The sequence below is a fragment of the Frankia sp. ACN1ag genome (genome assembly GCF_001414035.1).
Classification (GTDB): domain Bacteria; phylum Actinomycetota; class Actinomycetes; order Frankiales; family Frankiaceae; genus Frankia; species Frankia torreyi.
Genome location: NZ_LJPA01000053.1, coordinates 19,523 through 36,472, shown reverse-complemented (window position 1 = coordinate 36,472; position 16,950 = coordinate 19,523). Strand labels below are relative to the sequence as shown.

At 68.1% G+C, this 16,950-nt stretch carries 10 protein-coding genes and 11 pseudogenes; 8 read left to right on the top strand and 13 right to left on the bottom strand.

The window, feature by feature from the left end:
* A pseudogene (locus tag UK82_RS28990) lies at positions 1-287 on the bottom strand (transposase); the annotation flags it as partial.
* 33 nt (positions 288-320) lie between these two features.
* Between UK82_RS28990 and UK82_RS43545 the strand changes: the two are divergent.
* Positions 321-1,295 (top strand): annotated as a pseudogene (locus tag UK82_RS43545) (hypothetical protein); the annotation flags it as partial.
* 495 nt (positions 1,296-1,790) lie between these two features.
* Here UK82_RS43545 and UK82_RS28980 read toward each other — a convergent pair.
* Entirely contained in the window at positions 1,791-2,159 is a 369-nt protein-coding gene (locus tag UK82_RS28980) for a CHRD domain-containing protein (protein ID WP_055410563.1), read from the bottom strand.
* Positions 2,160-2,442: 283 nt separating this feature from the next.
* On the opposite strand from UK82_RS28980, the pseudogene UK82_RS40885 reads away from it, so the two are divergent.
* The 3 genes and pseudogenes from UK82_RS40885 to UK82_RS28970 form a co-directional block, all read left to right on the top strand.
* Positions 2,443-2,814, top strand: a pseudogene (locus tag UK82_RS40885) (class I SAM-dependent DNA methyltransferase); the annotation flags it as partial.
* Between the two features lie 6 nt (positions 2,815-2,820).
* Positions 2,821-3,096 (top strand): annotated as a pseudogene (locus UK82_RS40880) (SAM-dependent methyltransferase); the annotation flags it as partial.
* A gap of 316 nt (positions 3,097-3,412) precedes the next feature.
* The gene (locus tag UK82_RS28970) at positions 3,413-4,333 is read left to right on the top strand and encodes a class I SAM-dependent methyltransferase (RefSeq protein ID WP_055410559.1); all 921 of its coding nucleotides are present in this window, start codon (positions 3,413-3,415) and stop codon (positions 4,331-4,333) included.
* On the opposite strand, the gene UK82_RS33865 is transcribed toward UK82_RS28970, so the two are convergent.
* A complete protein-coding gene (locus UK82_RS33865; protein WP_161849183.1) occupies positions 4,297-4,464 on the bottom strand; it encodes a hypothetical protein in 168 nt (55 codons plus the stop codon). The genes UK82_RS28970 and UK82_RS33865 overlap by 37 nt on opposite strands.
* A gap of 354 nt (positions 4,465-4,818) precedes the next feature.
* On the opposite strand from UK82_RS33865, the gene UK82_RS28960 reads away from it, so the two are divergent.
* Positions 4,819-5,025 carry a hypothetical protein gene (locus tag UK82_RS28960; RefSeq protein ID WP_055410555.1) on the top strand — a complete coding sequence of 69 codons (207 nt, stop codon included), beginning with the start codon at positions 4,819-4,821 and terminating at the stop codon, positions 5,023-5,025.
* 929 nt (positions 5,026-5,954) lie between these two features.
* Here UK82_RS28960 and UK82_RS28955 read toward each other — a convergent pair.
* From UK82_RS28955 to UK82_RS28925, 9 genes and pseudogenes are all read right to left on the bottom strand, one after another.
* A complete protein-coding gene (locus tag UK82_RS28955; protein WP_396230671.1) occupies positions 5,955-6,467 on the bottom strand; it encodes a trypsin-like peptidase domain-containing protein in 513 nt (170 codons plus the stop codon).
* A gap of 118 nt (positions 6,468-6,585) precedes the next feature.
* Entirely contained in the window at positions 6,586-7,761 is a 1,176-nt protein-coding gene (locus UK82_RS28950) for a GNAT family N-acetyltransferase (RefSeq protein ID WP_055410551.1), read from the bottom strand.
* Positions 7,762-8,265: 504 nt separating this feature from the next.
* A pseudogene (locus UK82_RS43540) lies at positions 8,266-9,073 on the bottom strand (recombinase family protein); the annotation flags it as partial.
* 1 nt (position 9,074) lies between these two features.
* A pseudogene (locus UK82_RS43535) lies at positions 9,075-9,225 on the bottom strand (recombinase family protein); the annotation flags it as partial.
* A gap of 200 nt (positions 9,226-9,425) precedes the next feature.
* Positions 9,426-10,324: pseudogene (locus tag UK82_RS43530) on the bottom strand (NAD(P)/FAD-dependent oxidoreductase); the annotation flags it as partial.
* 223 nt (positions 10,325-10,547) lie between these two features.
* Positions 10,548-11,084: pseudogene (locus UK82_RS43525) on the bottom strand (Tn3 family transposase); the annotation flags it as partial.
* A gap of 42 nt (positions 11,085-11,126) precedes the next feature.
* Positions 11,127-11,263: pseudogene (locus UK82_RS40870) on the bottom strand (IS3 family transposase); the annotation flags it as partial.
* Positions 11,264-11,269: 6 nt separating this feature from the next.
* Positions 11,270-12,328: pseudogene (locus UK82_RS28935) on the bottom strand (IS3 family transposase); the annotation flags it as partial.
* A 187-nt stretch (positions 12,329-12,515) separates the two neighbouring features.
* Positions 12,516-13,367, bottom strand: a complete 852-nt coding sequence (locus tag UK82_RS28925) for a class I SAM-dependent methyltransferase (RefSeq protein WP_055410542.1) — start codon at positions 13,365-13,367, stop codon at positions 12,516-12,518.
* Between the two features lie 155 nt (positions 13,368-13,522).
* On the opposite strand from UK82_RS28925, the gene UK82_RS28920 reads away from it, so the two are divergent.
* Positions 13,523-14,044 (top strand): putative immunity protein, encoded by a 522-nt coding sequence (locus UK82_RS28920; RefSeq protein WP_055410540.1) that lies wholly within the window; start codon positions 13,523-13,525, stop codon positions 14,042-14,044.
* Between the two features lie 322 nt (positions 14,045-14,366).
* Here UK82_RS28920 and UK82_RS40865 read toward each other — a convergent pair.
* Positions 14,367-14,606 (bottom strand): annotated as a pseudogene (locus tag UK82_RS40865) (IS21 family transposase); the annotation flags it as partial.
* 418 nt (positions 14,607-15,024) lie between these two features.
* Here UK82_RS40865 and UK82_RS28910 point away from each other — a divergent pair.
* Positions 15,025-15,465 (top strand): hypothetical protein, encoded by a 441-nt coding sequence (locus UK82_RS28910; RefSeq protein WP_152990062.1) that lies wholly within the window; start codon positions 15,025-15,027, stop codon positions 15,463-15,465.
* Complete coding sequence (locus tag UK82_RS28905) at positions 15,462-16,718, top strand: hypothetical protein (protein ID WP_152990061.1); 1,257 nt, start codon at positions 15,462-15,464, stop codon at positions 16,716-16,718. Before UK82_RS28910 ends, UK82_RS28905 begins: the two co-directional genes overlap by 4 nt.
* The last annotated feature ends 232 nt before the right edge of the window (positions 16,719-16,950 follow it).

Below are 16,950 nucleotides of genomic sequence, written 5' to 3'. Positions count from 1 at the left end.
TCTCCGCGGCGATCAGCTCGTACTTGTCGGTCACTGATGGCGTTGCGCGAAGAAGGCGGTCGCTTTTGAGAGGAACTCGCGCTCCATCCGGAGTTCCCGGTTCTCCTTCTCCAGCTCCTTCAACCGTGCGCGGTCGGACATCGAAAGTGGCTCTTCTTCGCCCTGGTGGGTCCGACGCCAGGTGGCCACCCAGCTCCCCAAGGTTCCCTCGTTGATACCGAGATCCTTCGCGATCGCCGATACCGGCCGACCCGAATCGATGACGAGTTTCACGGCCTCGTCCTTGTNCTCGGGCGTGTACCGCCTCCGCGACTGACTCATTGATCTCCTCCGCTCACGGATCAATTATCCCACATAGGGATCACTGTCCGAAGAACGGGGACCACCTCAGCCTGCCCAGTCGCGACGACCGGTTCACCACCGCCGTGCAGGACATCGCCCAGCACTGCTTGAACAACAAGGACGACTGGGACTTCGACTGGATCTTCCGCGACCCCCGGTTCGGCGTGGCGACCGAGGACGACAAGCTCTTGCGGCTGCTGGCAGAGATGCTGCACCCGTACGTACGAACCGACGCTGTCGAGGTCCAGCATCTGCAGGAGTTCCTCAACCGCGTGCTGGTTCACGACGGGTACGAGATCATCCAGGTCGACGCGATCAGCGGCGCGCCGGTCTTCGGCCATCACCGCATCGGCTCAGGGGTCAGCGGCACGCTGAAGAACCTCATCTTCGCAGCCGTGGGGCCGAAGCCCGAGATCGTGATCGACGACGCCGCCAACAACGATCTTCGTATCGTCCGCAACGAGCAGGGCTGCCTCGTCTACGACCGGGCGCTGGCGGCGCACGGGCTCACCTGGGCCGAACTGACCTCCTGGTGGGCCGATCGCCAGGGGATGGCGGGCGAGCCAGAACGCGAGATCTCACGCAGCCTGTACCGGCGACTGGACCTTTCGCTGGGCAGCAACGACGCCGAGCGGCGCATCCTGCGCACCTACGCCGAGCGATACATCCGGCTCGGCCCCGACATCCCAGCACTGATCCCACAGGTATACCTGCACTACGACCCCTACACCCAGACCCAGCGTCGCGCACCCGGCCCGCTGCCGCGCCAGCGGATGGACTTCCTCCTGCTCCTTCCGCACCGGGCCCGTGTCGTCATCGAGTGCGACGGCAAGCAGCACTATGCCGACACGGGCGGCAACGCCGACCCGGGCCGTTACGCCGCGATGGTCCGCGAAGACCGCGACCTGCGCCTCAAGGGCTACGAGCTCTACCGATTCGGCGGAGCGGAACTCNCCAACGAACGCGCCGCGAGGCAGCTCCTCAACACATTCTTCGACCGCTTGGACCAGCGCTACCGGCAGTGATTCAAGCGACGGCCGTCATCTTGGCCTTACGAGATCCGCCCGCGCCGCATCAACATCACCNCTAACGCCAACGGCTGTACGGATCCTCCTCGACCCCCAGGCCCGCAGGGCTGTGGCTTCAGTTCGGTCATCGGATCATGCTCGCATGATCGTCACCTTGGGTTGCTGGCGGGTCTGGCCAGTTCGTGAACGCCGGCCTTGGGATCCCAGGCAGGGCCAGGACGAGCCGCCCGGGCTGGCCAGGCGCAGTGTAGGGATCGGCTGAACATGGCCAGCCTGAGCTGCCCAGATGGCGTTGTTGGCCAGTCGGGACGTCCCTGGGGTTGCGGCTACTTGGCCATTTTTCGCTGCTCGCTGCTCACATCAGTGCTGGACCTTGGGTGGGTCGGGGGGTCCTGGGCGAGTTTCTCGCCGGTTGGAGGGTTAGGTTGGCCAGTCGAGTTGCGAGTCGGGGATCCCGTGTGCGCGGCCGTATTCCTCGGCATCGGCGCGCCCCTGTGGGTCCCCCCGTCGGTAGCGGATGACCCGGTTGGGGAACACGATGAAGGTTTCCTGGACGGTATGCAGGTCCACGTACCACACAGGCGCGTCGGCCAGGGCCTCGCTTAGTTGATCGGCCAGGGCCTCGGCTTGGGCATCGGCGATGTCAAAGAAGATCAGCGTCCAGACGGGTGGCTGGTCGGCGGTGGCGTTCCCGGACGCCGATCGTTGGATCTTCCGGACGGTGAGAGACAGGTCGTCCAAGACCGCCCCTGTGCGCAGGCTTTCCGCGATCAGTACTCCGGCGGCCACTGGCGCTCCCTTGGGTCAAGATCAGGCCCGGCTATCCTATTCGTAGGTCCGGCCATCGTCTGGCGCCCACCTGCGGACTGGCTAACCAGCACGACTGTTGGCCATCTACTGGCCAACCATCACGGTGAGTGGCCATCTATCCGCGATCCATACAGGCAATGTAGGAAACGGATCTACTTGTCCACCCCGAGCTGGCAGATCGCGGTTGTTGGCCAGCGCCAGCGCACCGGCTGGCCACCGCAGTTGGTCAGCCCAGAAACGCCCACGTCTAGGATGATCGGCCATGACCGAGCCTGCCCCGAACTATCTGACAACCGTCGCGGCGGCGTATGACGGCGTGGCCGAGGTGTATGCCGAGCTTTTCGCCGACGTACTCGACCGCCAACCGCTGGAGCGTGCGCTGCTGTCCGCGTTCGCCGACCTCACCCGCCCCCTGCCCGGCCCGGTCGCAGACCTTGGCTGCGGGCCCGGCTACGCAACGGCCCACCTGCACCGCTCGGGACTGGACGTGTTCGGTGTGGACCTGTCGCCCGAGATGATCGCCATCGCCCGACGCTCACATCCACAGCTGCGGTTCGAGGTAGGCACGATGACCGCGCTGGACCTGCCGGACCGCATCCTCAGCGGCGCCCTGTGCCGCTACTCGCTCATCCACNCCCCNCCCGCCGACATCCCCGCCATCCTCGCCGAGATCCACCGCGTCCTGGCACCCGGCGGCCACCTGCTGCTCGGCTTCCTGGCCACCGACGAACCCGCGACCGCAGCACACCCCTACGACCACCGGGTCACAGGCGCCTACCGCTGGCCACCCGACCACCTCACCGAGCTGGCACGGCAGGCAGGGCTGGTCGAAGTCGCCCAGCTGGTGCGAGCACCAACGGACGAAGAACGAGGCCGACAGGCACAGCTGCTGGCCCGCCGCCCGCAGCAGACGTAAGCCTCCACCGGACTACGCCCGTACCGGCTCCGAGTCACCTCACCCGAAACAGCCCATCACCAGGCGACCGGCCTTCGCCGTCGCTCGGCGCGGCTCTCGCGCGTCTGCGCCCGCAAGGAGTATCTGACCAGTGGGTTGGCCAAGCAGGTCGAGCCTCTGGCCACGGCCACGGCATGTCTGCCCGTGGGCGGGCAGACGTGAAGCTGTGTGCAGGCGTTTCAACGAGTCTGACGGGGAGGGGCGGGCCTGCGTTCTAGAGTGCGGGCATGGCGATCACCTCGCGCACGGGCAGTTACGTCGAGGGGTAGGGCAGAACATGACGTCCACCAGGCACGACGGAGACACCTGGGACCTGGCGTCCAGCGTCGGCGCGACCGCCACCATGGCCGCGGCGGCCCGGGCGATAGCGACCCGCGAGGATCGTCGGCTCATCGACGACCCGTTCGCCGAACCGCTCGTCCGGGCGGTCGGCGTCGACCTCCTCACCCGGCTGGCGACCGGCGACGTGGCCCCCGACGGCTTGGTCGAGCAGGTGTGGATCGACGTGGCCAAGGTACGTACCAGGTTCTACGACGAGTTCTTCCTCGATGCGACGACCGCGGGCATCACGCAGGCCGTGATCTTGGCCTCGGGGCTGGATTCCCGCGCGTACCGGCTGCCCTGGCCGACCGGGACCGTGGTGTATGAGCTCGACCAGCCGCAGGTCCTCGAGTTCAAGACCCGCACCCTGGCCGAGTTGGGCGCGACGCCCACCGCCGACCGGAGAGTGGCCGCGGTCGATCTGCGCGACGACTGGCCCACCGCACTGCGCACCGCCGGATTCGACCCGGCCCGGCCGGCCGCGTGGAGCGTCGAAGGCCTGCTGAGCTACCTGCCGCCCGAGGCGCAGGACCGCCTGCTGGACACCATCACCGAACTCAGCGCGCCGGGAAGCCGGATGGCCACCGAAAGCAGGCCCAACCCGCAACCGGGCGAGGAGGACAAGACGAAGGAAGGCCTGAACCGCATCTCCGAACGCTGGCGTGCGCGCAGTTTCGATCCCGACATGGCGAGGCTGCGCTATTACGGTGAGCGCAACGAAGCGGCTCCCTACCTGACCGACCGCGGCTGGGCGCTGAACGGAATCAGCATCGCGGACCTGCTCGCCGCCAACGGCCTTCCGCCCCTGAAGGACGACGACCTGCGCATGGGCGACATGCTCTACGTCAGCGGCGCCCTCAACACGACCACGAAATAGCAGCTACCCCGCATGACGACCGACTCGGCGCGCGGGATCGTCGAGGGAGTCGGTCCGTCCCGTGCCGACGAGCCTGTCCGCTCGTAGTAGCGCAGACCGGGCTCCAGCACGAGGTCGACCACCGGATACATGTCCCGAATGTCTTCCCCCGGGTAGATCGCGCAAGGCGCCGAGCCGCTCGGGAGGGCCACCAGCTCGACACCCGTCTCCATGAAGCCGACAGCCGGTATCCCGGGCCTGGCCAACTATCCCGCCCGCTGGCCATCTACTGGCCAACCGTCACGGCGAGTGGCCATCCGTCCCCGATCCCTACACGCAGGCCCCTCATGCCAGGGGGTGTTCATTGCGACCTTCGGTGGTCGGTGATCCGTACTACACGGGAAACGAATCCTGATCGCGGATGGCGCCCCCCTCGGCCAGACCCTTTAAAGGAGGCCTTCTCCCGACGTGGAGGGGGCCTCTTCCGCTGTTGAAAGGATCTTCACGTGAGTGCACCGACCATCGCCCTGCTCGCCGTGGCGACGTTGACCGTCGTCCTGTCCGCCCTCGCCGGTGCGGCCGCGGGCATCCTGCACCGTCTCGCCGGTGCGCCCTGGCCGCAGGTGCTGCTCTCCAGCGCGCGGGGCGGATTGGCCACGCTCGGAGTGCTCACTGCCGTCGCCGGCGTTCTGGTTGCCGTGTGGGGGCCGTAGGCCGGCTCGCCATGTCCGCTGCCCCTCGTAGGAGCGGATGGAGACGGCAGGGTCACCTGTCGCCTCCCGCCACATCTCCAACCCCCGTCATCGTCCGCAGGGGCCGGTAGCCGTTGGTGTCGAGGGCGGCGAGTTCGCGGTCGATGTCGACGGTGATGGTGCCGAAGAAGTTGACGTTCTCGTGGTGGCTGGGCCACAGGTGGGCCAAGGTCTCGTCGTCGATCCACCGGCCGGCGGCGCGTAGCCGGGCGACGGCGAGACCGTAGTACTCGGTGATCCAGCTGGACAGCCCCCCAGGCGGGAGTAGAAACGGATCGCGCGGGCGTTGCTCTCCAGGACCCGGGGGAGGACCAACATCGGACCGAGAACGCACGTTAAGCCTGTTCGCCGGGGTCGGCGGGGGNGCGTGAGACGGGCCGGACAACGGAACGATGCGTCCCGGTAGCGGGGCGGCGGGCGGGNGGCTTCCGCCCTCGGTGAGCTGGAGGAGATCGCGACGAGCGGCCTGCCTCTCGCGTCCGCGCCGCCGCGGGTCCACGATCCTTGGGAGAGGCGAGGAAGGGATCGCGCGAGGATGAGCGAACAGCAACTGGGCCAGCCGGCGGATCGGGCGCAGCCGGACAAGGCCGAACTGGCGCGCCGCCGGGAGCAGAGCCGCAGGGACCGCGAGGCGCACGTTGTCGAGGACGCGGTGCACCAAACGGTGTACGGCGGCGATGTGAACATGATGGACGCGAACGATTGGTAGGTAGGGGCGCAGGACGTCCGATTGCCGTCCTGGTGGCCAGGACAGGAGCGTCGTCGAACGTGGTGGCTACCACGTTGCCGCTCTCGCCGGCTGGGCTTTCGATCAGCCGTGGCGGCGGGTGGGCGCCCAGCAGTAGGCCCGGGACTCGGGTTCGTGCCACCGGGGGCAAAGTAGGTCTGAGCTACAGCGAGGAATCGTCTGTCCCAGGATCAAGGGCGGAGCGTGCCAGGTATTCGGCGAGCGGTAGGCCATCGGTGGCTTCGGCGCGGGCGTTGCGCAGTGTGTCGAGGCGAAGGGCGTTACCGAACCGGAGTTCCCCGTCGGGGGTTGGGTGGATCCGTTCGCCGAAGATGACGCCTGTGCACTCGAACGGCTCGCCCGGGCCACGTTGGACGCGGAACAGCGGGCCGCCGCTCATCCCCTCCGGCGCGGGCATCGCGAGCTCGACAACCGTGTCATGGCGGTACTCGCCGTAGATCAAGCGTGTGACGTAGCCCTTGAAGACCCGGGCGTGGGTCTCGATCCGTTTCTCGCGCGTGTTCGGATCGATGGTGTCCGGGGTCTGAGGGAAGCCGAACGCCACGACGTCCTCTCCCCACTGCAGGGGGTTGGTGGCCAGGGCCAGCCGCGGCGTGACGCGAAAGCCGACTCTCGCGACGGCGAGGTCGGTCCGACGGACAAACCCAAGATCAATCCTTAGCGTTCAATCCTGCCGAAATCTGCGTCCCACCCCGTTCCCGGGTGTGCCGTCGCGGGCGGATCTGGAGCGGTCCTTCTTCCTCGATGACGCGGGTGGGCGGCGCGGCTGACCGCTACCTGGCCCGGTGGCGGGTTTGTCCTATATGGGGATCGTCGAGCCAGTGTCGCCACGGGTCGACGATGAGGTCGGTGAGCTGCTCGTAGCCGGCCGCCGCGGGGTGGGCGCCGTCGCCGGCGGCGATCTCCTGCTGCCAGGACGGTTGCTCTTTCAGCGCGGCGAACACGGTGATGTAGGGAACGTCCTTCGCTGCGCAGACGCTGGCGTACTGCTCGTCGAGGGCGGCGACGCGTTCGTCTCTGCCCGGGTCCCCCGAGGGCGGCGGTCCGACCATCAGGACGGGCAGGATCGGCAGTGCTTCGGTGAGCAGGGCCGCGAGGTTGGCCACCGACCTGTCGGGCGGGACCCGCAGGCCCTGGCCGTCGTGGGTCATGTCGTTGACCCCGAACGACAGCACCAGCCGGGCCTCCTGCGCCTCGGACAGGCGCGGGAGGCACTCCTGGCGCCACCGGGCCCGTATCTGCGCCGAGGTGTTCCCACGGATCCCGAGGTTGTAGGCGGTGAGGTGCAGGCCCCTGTTCTCGGTGCGTGCGGCCAGGCGCCCGACCCAGCCCAGGCCGGTGGGATCGCCCACACCTGCGGTGAAGGAATCCCCGAGGAAGCAGACCCGCACGTCTCTGGTCGCCGGTGGTGGGGGCGGCGACGTCGGGTCGGTGAGCGCCCGGGTGAAGGCGACGCGAGGAAGTCCGGGGCCGTCGTAGTCGCGGTGGACGGCGACACCGTCGATCGTGGTGTCGCCGGGTTCGACCTGGAAGCCGAGGCCGGTGTGGAACGCCAGTGAGGCTGTGTTGCCGGGGCTGGTGATGCACTGCACCCGGCGGCAGCCCCGGGCGGCCGCCAGGCGGAAGAACCGCCGGTAGAGGAGCGCACCCACACCGCGGCGGTGCAGCGACGGATCGACCCCGACGAAATGGACGTAGGCGACCTCGGGCTGGGACTGCGACACAAACCCGATGAGGAACGCCGCCAGGCGGCCGTCGTCGCGTTCCACCAGGTAGCTGCTGTCGGTGAAGTGCTGGAAGAACAACCGCGGGAGCAGCAGGCTGCGCTGCAGCGACCCGGCGTCGCCCTGGAAACCCGTCCACCAGGCGTCCATGACGGCCAGGACACGCCGCTGATCGTCCGGGCTGGGATGGCGCAGCACCAGACCGTCGGGAAGCTCGTCGACCATCGGTCAACCCTGGCAGAAGCGTACGCATCGCCGCCAGCTCTTTTCAGGAGCCCGGTGCCGAGCACCCTGGAAGGGAGGCGAGCCGAATACGTCGGAGAGCGGCGGCTCCGCTGCCGACGTGGGGATCACTCGTCGACGATCAGGTGGTCGAGCGCTTTGATCTTGTCGTCTTCGGTGGGTTGGGTGTAGATCCGGACGGTTTCGAGGCGGGTATGGCCGAGGAATTCGGCGACGGTGACGAGGTCGGTGCCGCCGCGGACGAGGCTGGTGGCGGAAGGCGTGCCGCAGGGTGCGGGCGGTAATCTTCTCCTTCAGGTCGGCGGCGGCGTACGTTTCCGCTGGTCACGTCGTCCGGCGGACCCATGGCGCTGACGCACCGCCAGGCGAACGCGTCTCCGAGCTGGAACTTTATGCGCGCGAGGTGCGGATTTCTATGCCACGTCCGGGGGTCGCCGTAGCATCCGCCGAAAATCGGGCGGATATGGCTGACCGGCTCTGATCCGGTCAGGAGGCGACCTCAAGGGCGGCGAAGTCGGCGCGGGCTTGTTGGACCGCCTCGGGGTACGCCTGTCGCTTGGCGTGCTCGGCCAGCGCCCGGTAGATGCTGGCCAGGCTCGGGTTCTGGCCTTTACGCTTGCCCGTCGGGATGATCAGGTCCGGACGGATGGCCTCGACCGTTTCGCCGTTGGCACGGCGCCGGAGCACGGTGTGCAGCATGTCGTCGGTGATCACCGGGGGCCGACCGCCATGGTTTCCTTTGCGGGCGGCGGCGTTCAGGCCTTCGAGGGTGGCCTCGCGGATGTTTTCGCGTTCGGTCTCGGCCATCGCGGCGAAGAACGCGAACAGCACCCGGCCGGTGCCGGACGGGTCGTAGATCCCGGTCAACGGCCCGGCGAGCATTTCCAGGGCGATGCCGTGCGCGGTGAGGTGGTCGGCGAGCGCGGTCAGTTCGGCGGAGTCGCGGCCGAGCCGTTTCATCTCGTACACGGTCAGGATCACGCGGCAGTGCGGGGCGTGCGCCTTGATCTGTCGGCAGGCGTTCAGGGCGGATTCGAACTTCGGACGCAGCCGGACTCGGGTGGAGACCTTCTCGGCGAAGATCTTTTCGTGCGGGATGCCGTGCCCTGCGAGGGCGTCGAGCTGGGACTGGAGTTCCTGGGTGAGGTGCGAGCAGCGGGCGTAGCCGATGCGGATGTCCGCGCTGGGCGTGTCGGCCGGTATCGGTGCCGGTGGCGGTGTGCCCGGCCGCCAGGGCTGGCCCGGTCCGCGGTCGGCCGGGGTGGGCACGCGCAGTTCCTTGGCCAGCCGGGGCNCTTTGGTGAATCGGGCGGTGTGGTAGGTGCCGGCGACCGCGCCGGACCTCGTGCGGCACGGCGAGCCCGGCTGGACCGCACAGCGCGGGCATGCGTGTCGCTCGACCTCGTCGGCGTCGGTCACGTCGGTGGGTTCCGGGCTGCTGCTCACCGAGGAAGGTTCTCACAAACACTTCTCAGAACACCCATCCGTACCAACTGTGTGAGAACGGGTTCTGAGATGGGATCCGGGCCTCGTGGCGCTGTGGCGAGCAGGTTGGCGCAGGTTTCTCAGAATGGACCGTTTAAGGGACTGTTTCCGGGCTGATCATGGGTGGGAAAGTCAAGAGGGGTTTGTCGGTGCGGGGCTCGTTACCGCGGGCGGTCCCTGCCGGTGGGCGTGGTGGCGGCGGCGATGTCGTGCTCCAAGAGGTCGTGGTGGATGGCGACGGCGACGGTGCTGGCGTGCCCGGCCGCGCCGATCGCGAGCAGGGCGGGGGCGGTTGTCGTGCCCGCGGCCCAGACGCCGGGGATGCTCGTGCGGCCGGTCGGGTCCGTCTCGACTGCGCCGGCGGCCGGGCCGGTGTCGGTGTGCTGGCAGCCGAGCTGGCGGGCGAGGTCGCTCTGCTGGCGTGGGCGGGTCACGGTGAAAACGGTGTTTCGGAGGAGGCGGGTGCCGTCGGTGAACTCGATGTGGTCCAGATGTCCGTCGTGGTGTGCGAGGCGAGCGACCCGCTGGGAGCGGATCGTCACTCCGGCGGCGTCCAGCCGTGCACGCTGGGTGGCGTCGAGGTTGTCGCCGTCGGTGAGTAGGACGACATCGGGGCTCCATCGGCTGAGCAGGAGTGCGCGGTCGACTCCGCGCTGGGGCATGCCCCGCATGCTCAGCTGGGCCAGGGGAGTGCCGCGGACTTCCCAACCGTGGCAGTGGGGGCAGGCGACGACATCGCGACCCCACAGGTCACGGACCCCGGGCACGTCGGGGAGATCGTCGACGAGCCCGGTGGCGAGCAGGACCGACCGGGCCAGCCAGACCCGCCCGTCCTGGCTGCTCACGCGGAGAAGGCCGGCGTCTGGTATCCGGCCGGCCTGGATCACTCGGGCGTGTTCGCGGGTTATGTCGTAGGGGTCGAGGGCCGCGCGGGCCGCGTCCAGCAGGACAGTCGGGGTGGGACTGGGCTGGCCGAGGAAGTTGTGCACGTGTGCGGCGGGGGCGTTGCGGGGGTGACCGTCGTCGATCACGATCACTCGTCGGCAGGCGCGGCCGAGGGNGAGGGCGGCCTGTAGTCCCGCGAGGCTGCCTCCGATCACGACCACGTCGGCCTCCTGCGCATCCCGTTGCCCCACAGCCACTCCGTCTCACATATTGATACGTGATTCCTGTTATGTGGACAGTGTAGGGAAGATGAGACCGACCGGAACGCGTCGGAGAACGGCAGTTGACGTCAGCGCGATGGCTTGATCCTGACGCTGACGCGGTATCGGTAGAGATGATCAGAACAGGGTGTCGCGCACGCGCAGCGGCCGGTAGCCGGTGGGGCCGAGCTGGGCGAGTTCGCCCTCGATGTCGACCTCGATGGCGCCGAAGAAGTTGATGTTTTCGCTGTGGGCCGGGGAGATGTGGGCGAGCACGTCGTCGTCGATGCGGCGGCCGGCGGTGCGCATCGTGTCACGGCCAGGCCGTAGTACTCGGTTGTCCAGGCCACCACGGCGTTGGTGACCAGCGTGAGGCACCAGGCCTGTTCGGTCTGCTGGTCGAAGGTGGCGGGCCCGGACGGTGCCCTCGTGGGCGTAGAGCAAGTCGCGTTTCAGCGCGTGTAGCGACTCGCCTTTGTTGAGCTGGCGGGAGATCTTGCGCCGGTACGTCGGGTCGGACAGGTAGCGGGCGGCGTAGATCGTGCGCCGCAGCGCCCCGTACTCCTTGAGCGCCGCCGCGAGGGCGTTCTGCCGGCCGGACGCGGAGAGCTTCCCGACCAGCAGCGACGCGGTCGCATGCCCGAACTTCAGCGATCCGGCCAGGCGGAGCAGGTCTGATGTGCCCTTTTAAATCCGGACAGTCTCTATTGGGCCGATCTACGCGGCGGTCTGCTTTTTCAGGTATTCGTCGTGGACTTGTCGTGGGGTGCGGTAGTCGAGTGCCGAGTGGCGGCGTGTCGTGTTGTAGCGGAGTTCGATGTATCGGGTGATGTCGCGGCGGGCGTGTTCGCGGGNGGGGNAGGCGGTGCGGTGGACGCGTTCGTTTTTGAGGGCGGCGAAGAATGATTCGGCCATGGCATTGTCGTAGCAGATTCCGGTCCGGCCGACGGACTGGCGGATCCCGAGCCTGTTCAAGGTAGCAGCGAACTGGGCGGACGTATAGTTACTTCCGCGGTCCGAGTGAAAAATTGCCCCGTCGGTGAGCTGGTGGTTGCGGGCGGCCATGGTGATGGCGGTGTCGATGAGCCCGGTCTTGTAGTTGTCGTCCATTGCCCAACCGACGACGGCTTTCGTGTGGCAGTCGAGGACGGTCGCGAGGTAGAGCCATCCTTCCCAGGTGGGAATGTAGGTGATGTCACCGACCATCTTCGTGCCGGGGGCGTCGGCGGTGAAGTCGCGGTCCAGCAGGTCGGGGATCGCGGCCGGGGTGCGGTCGGGTTCGGTCAGAGCATGGCGCCAGGGGCGTGGCTGACACGGCTCCAGGCCCTGCTCGCGCATGAGGGCCCGGACGAGCTCGAGGCCGCAGGGACGGCCCCAGACGGCCAGGTCAGCGCGCACGCGCCGGTAGCCGTAGGTGCCGTCGGAGGCGGTGAACGACCGGACGACGAGCGCGGCGAGCTCCCCGCGGCGGGTCGCGGTCGCCGACGCTGGCCGGTCACGCCATTCGTAGAAACCGGAACGGGAGACGCCGAGCCAGACGCACATCTGGAGGACCGACGGCGCCGGTGTAGCAGCATTCGTGGTGGTGCGGGTGGCGTACTCCGCATCGATGAACTCGAACGTGTCGCTCACCGATGATCCTTGGCGAAGTACGCTGCGGCTTTTTTCAGGAACTCGTTTTCCATGCGCAGCTCACGGTTCTGCCGTTCAAGTTCACGTAGCCGGGCGCTTTCATCGGCGGTCGGTGGCGGCGCCTCACCGGCGTGAGCCCGCCGGTAGGTGGCGACCCAGGTTCCGAGGGTTCCTTCCAGGATGCCGAGTTCCTGTGCGACATCAGAGATCGGACGGGATGTCTCGATCACCATCCTCACGGCTTCTTCCTTGAACTCGGCCGAGAATTTCCCACGCTTACGCGTCAACTATCCCTCCTTCCGTGATGCCCCCTATTCTAGTAGGGAGCACTGTCCGGAAGAAAAGAGGCACCTCAGTAACTTTACAGACCCACGGCGACCCCATTAGGCGGCACATAGCTTGGTTGGCGGTTCGGTGCCGGTAGGCCCCGCTATGGTCGCGACGACAGAGGCGGGGGCTTGGAGGCGAGTTCCTTCAGTCCCGGCGGGCCTGGATGAGCCAGGCGGCCGAGTCGTACAGGACGCCTCGTACGGTGTGGTGCTCGGCCAGGTCGGCTCGCAGATCGTCGAGCGCGCGGCCTTTGGTGCCGGGGTCGAGGTCGCGTACCAGTCCGGCGTGCTGGGCGGAGACGAACCGGAAGGCGTCGTCGGGATCGGGACCGAAGTACATGGGCTCGGTGAGGCCCTCCACCCGGACGTCGCAGAACCCGGCAGTGTTCAGCAGCGACCGGATCCGGTCGGGGTCGCTGAGGGCGAACGGGCTCGGCGCGTCCGACGGTGGGACGGGTATCTCCCGGCCGGCGGCCAGGCAGGTGAAGAAGGCCTTGAGCCACTCGTTGCGCTCGAAGGGCTGCCAGGTCAGCAGGACGATGCGCCCGGCGGGGCGCAGGGCGCGCGCGAGGTTGGTGAAGGCGGCGACGGGATCGCCGAAGAACATCACCCCGTGCCGGCTGACGGCAACGTCGAAGGCTCCGGCGGGAAAGGGGTGGATCTGCGCGTCGGCCTGCTCGAAGGTCACGTTCGTGACGTGCTCACGTTCGGCGCGCCGACGGGCCAGCCCGAGCATCTGTGCGGACAGGTCCACACCCAGGACTGATCCGGCGGTGGCGCGGCGGGCGGCGTCCAGGGTCGTCCGTCCACTGCCGCACCCGACATCGAGCACGGTCGCCGTCTCGTCGATCGCGGCCGCAGCCAGAAACCGATCACGGTAGGCGGCGACCCCCTCATCGAAGCGGTCGGCGTTGGCGACCCAGAAAGCGCCTCCCTCGCCGTCCCAGCTGGCGAACTGGGTAGCGTTCGACGCGTCGACGCCGAGCTCGGTGACCATGGCGCCCACTCTGTCAGAGCGCCGGGTACCTTCATGACCCTGGCTGGGTGGGTCACCACGTGCGTGGGACGTGGTGGCCGCACCGAGGTGAAGCCGGCGCAGTCAGAGATGCGGCTGGCAGCAACGGGGAGCACCAGAACCAGCAGGATGTGCGGGTGAACAAGGTGACCATCAGCGAAGAGGACCGTCGACTTCTCGGAATCTGGGCTGCCGACTGTGCCGAGAGGGTGCTGCCGCTGTTCGAACAGAAGGCTTCCTGCGACACCCGCCCCCGCGAGGCCATCGAGGGCATCCGCTCCTATGCCCGCGGCCAGCTGCGGAGGGGGCCGCTGCGCTCCCTTGCCTTCGCGGCCCTTGCCGCCGCACGGGACGTCGGCGATCCGGCTGCTGCTGCTGCCGCCCGCGCCGCGGGCTACGCGGCAGCAACCCCGTACATCCACCCAGTGGCCACCCCGCACCAGGCGAAACACGCCCTCGGGCCGGCGATGCAAGCAGCGCGCGCGAGTGAACTCGCCGCAGGCGACGACACCAGCATCGGTGACACCGAGATCCGATGGGCGATCGAAAATGCCCCGCCGGCAGTGCGCGGAATCGTACGGCAGATGCCGGTTTACAGCCCTGGTCGCAGTCGACTGGACATGCTCCGCTATCAGCTCGACGCAGCCCTTCGCCGCTGATCAGCGAGGCGCGCCGCCACGGAGGTGGGAAGAGCCAGGCATTCGGGCAGTTCTCATCACCGTCGACTCTCATCACCGTCGACTACTGAGAGATACATGGCGGCTGGTGGCCCGGACCCGAGTCCCGAGCCGTCAACGCCGCCCTCACCTGGTGCCACCTCGTCCTGGACACCCTCGCCGACCCCGACGCCCCCTGGCGCAGGAACTCCTGATCATCGCTAGCGCCAACGGCTGTACGGATCCTCCTCGTCCCCCGGTACGACACGCCGCTCATCCCGTGCTCGTCCCGCAGCCGGTCAGCGATCCGCTTCACCGTGTGCCNCTGCTTGCGGGGCGCATCCAGATCCGCCCACAGGATCCCGTCGATGACCGGCTTGTAAGGGTCGATCTTCGACGGCCGCGGCGGGAGCTTCTTGCGCTCCTCGGGCCACGCCGAGGCCAGCGCCTTCAGAACCGTTCGGCGACCGACCCCATGCTTGCGCTCAAGAGCCCGCCCGGACAGCCCCGCCCGCGCATCACGCCGGATCGCGGCATACAGCTCGACCCTCGAGATCGCGGGCATCGGCGCTCCCTCCAGAGCACGCCCATGATCCCAGCTCGAGTGCGGTCATCACTCACCGACACNCCCTCCCGCCGGCCCCACCTGCGGTCGTGACCGACAAACATCCGCGGTCAGCTCTCACGGCTAGAGCCACCGCGCGCGTCGCCGCAGTCGGTACCCCCGCCTTTCTCCCTCCTTTTCTCCTTCCGCCGGGAGCCCCACCTGCCCTACGCCACCCTGGCCGCCGACGCCGGCACCGCCGATTAGCCGCAGGCCGGCCTCGACGCTGCGCTCACATGCAATCCGAACGGAACGTACAACTACTACGAATCCGGAGGAAGCAGTCTCGGTTGTGGAGAATCCACCGCTTCCGAGAGTTCTGAGGAGTGCAGTGATGGGATGTCATCGCAGACCCGCCAATCGCCGCGCCGGCGCCAGGATGGCGGGTCTGACCGCAGTGGTCGGCGCCACCATGGCGGTTGGTCTCACCCCCGCGGCGAACGCCGCAACACCGGCGGCGGTGGGGACCGGGACCGGTTCGGTCACGGTGTCGATCCTCGAACCGGTGGCCGTCAACGGCACCGTGAACACGACCGTCACCTGCACGACCGGCCATGTGTACCAGGCGTCCGTCACCAGCGTGCCGATCGAGGGCGACGTGCTGTCGTTCACCGTCCGGGCCCCCGGCTACCACGGACCGGGCACCTACCCCGCCGTCGTCACCGGGCAGCTGACCGAGGCCGACGGCACCGTCATCACCCTGCCCGCCGGGCCGGTGCCGACCACTGTCACCACCGGCGGCGGCTCTTTCACCGTCGCCGGGCAGACCCCCGGCGGCACCGCGATCGACGGCTCGGTCGCCTGGACATGCTCGCCGTGAGCACATCACGGCTGCGGCGCGGTTGGTCGCTGAGCCTGATGACGATCACGGTGACCATCCTGGCCATGCCGGCGCTGGCCAGCGCGGCGACGCCGACGTTGACCACGCCCGCCTGTGCGTGGCGGTTGGAGACCACGCCGTCCACCACCAACGTGGCCTTCCCGGACAGCGACGCCACCTACTGGACGACCCCGTTCACCGTGCAGGACGGCCTACAGGTCACCGTCTCGGGTTCGTATGCCGACGCGCGCTACACATCCCTGACGGTCTATGACAGCAACCGATCGCCTTTCATGACCAACGGCGTCAGCTCCAGCCTGCCGGACTACCTGACAGCACCGGATGCGGGCAGCACCAACCCCTGGGAACAGACCGCCGCGCCCAGCGGACACTTCACCGTCACCCTGAGCCAGAACGCGGCGACCGGTGAGACCAACACCGTGCCTCTCGCCCCCGCCGGCACTCCGTCCGGCCGGACCGGGTATCTCATCTACCGCGCCTATCTGCCGGCCGACGGTAACCCCTCCAGCATCCCCCTGCCGACCCTGACATTCGACCAGGACGGCACGTCGGTCACCCCGCCAGCCTGCGGTTCCACCCCGTCGTCCGACCCGCCCACCGTCGCCGAGGCGACGGTGTCGAGCGCCGCCGACTCTGCGGGACCCCAGTTTGCCCGCGGTTCCTCCGGCACCGGCGGCCTGTTTCCCAATCCGGACAACGCCTACCTGTCGGAGGAGCTGACCCCACCCACCGGCAACACGGTTCTCGTCATCCGCGGGAAGGCTCCGCGAACACCGCAGTCCAACGACCCGATGCCATGGCCCTCCGCCACCTCGGACCTCCGCTACTGGTCGTTGTGCGACAACCTGGCCATCCCGCCTCTGCCGGTCGTCGTCAACACCCTGCCCGACGGCAGTCTGGACTACGGCTGCCGGGCCGACTACAAGACCGGCCTCGACTCGACCGGTTACTACACGTTCGTGGTCGGTACCGAGGCGCAGCGATCGGCGATCGAGAACATCCCGGGAGCCACGTTCGTACCGTTCTCCAACGCCGACCCGACCACCCAGCACATCCTGCTGTTTCGTAACCTTCTCGGCGGCGGGTTCGATGAGTCGGTCCAGGACGTGCCATCTGACAACAGACCCGCCTCGGCCGCAGTCGTCATGAAGGACTACTACCCGCGGTCAGCACTCTGCTCGCTGTCCACCCTTTCCGCCGACGGCCCGCAGGCATGCCTCCGCAGCTCCTGACCATCGGGACAGCAGGCGAACGGGTTCCGACTGGTGCGTTTCAAACGTCGGCACCGCAGGTGCCGGCCGGGATGGTTGCTCAACCACAAGGGTTGCCATGCTTTGTCGAGATCGACAGGTCTCCTGCCTTGAACTGCCGTCCGTGTCGGCTGCCGTACCCAACTTCTGTCGTTGGTGGCGGTCCCCGGTACCGATCACACTTGCGNTGCTGATGCTTGTCCTGGCCGGCTGC

Excerpts from the sequence above, each read along its gene's own strand:
- UK82_RS33865 (WP_161849183.1), bottom strand. The coding sequence starts at position 4,464 with ATGTATCCGGTGGTCGACCTCGTGCTGGAGCCCGGTCTGCGCTACTAC.
- UK82_RS28910 (WP_152990062.1), top strand. The coding sequence starts at position 15,025 with ATGGCGGGTCTGACCGCAGTGGTCGGCGCCACCATGGCGGTTGGTCTC.
- UK82_RS28925 (WP_055410542.1), bottom strand. The coding sequence starts at position 13,367 with ATGGTCACCGAGCTCGGCGTCGACGCGTCGAACGCTACCCAGTTCGCC.
- UK82_RS28970 (WP_055410559.1), top strand. The coding sequence starts at position 3,413 with ATGACGTCCACCAGGCACGACGGAGACACCTGGGACCTGGCGTCCAGC.
- UK82_RS28950 (WP_055410551.1), bottom strand. The coding sequence starts at position 7,761 with ATGGTCGACGAGCTTCCCGACGGTCTGGTGCTGCGCCATCCCAGCCCG.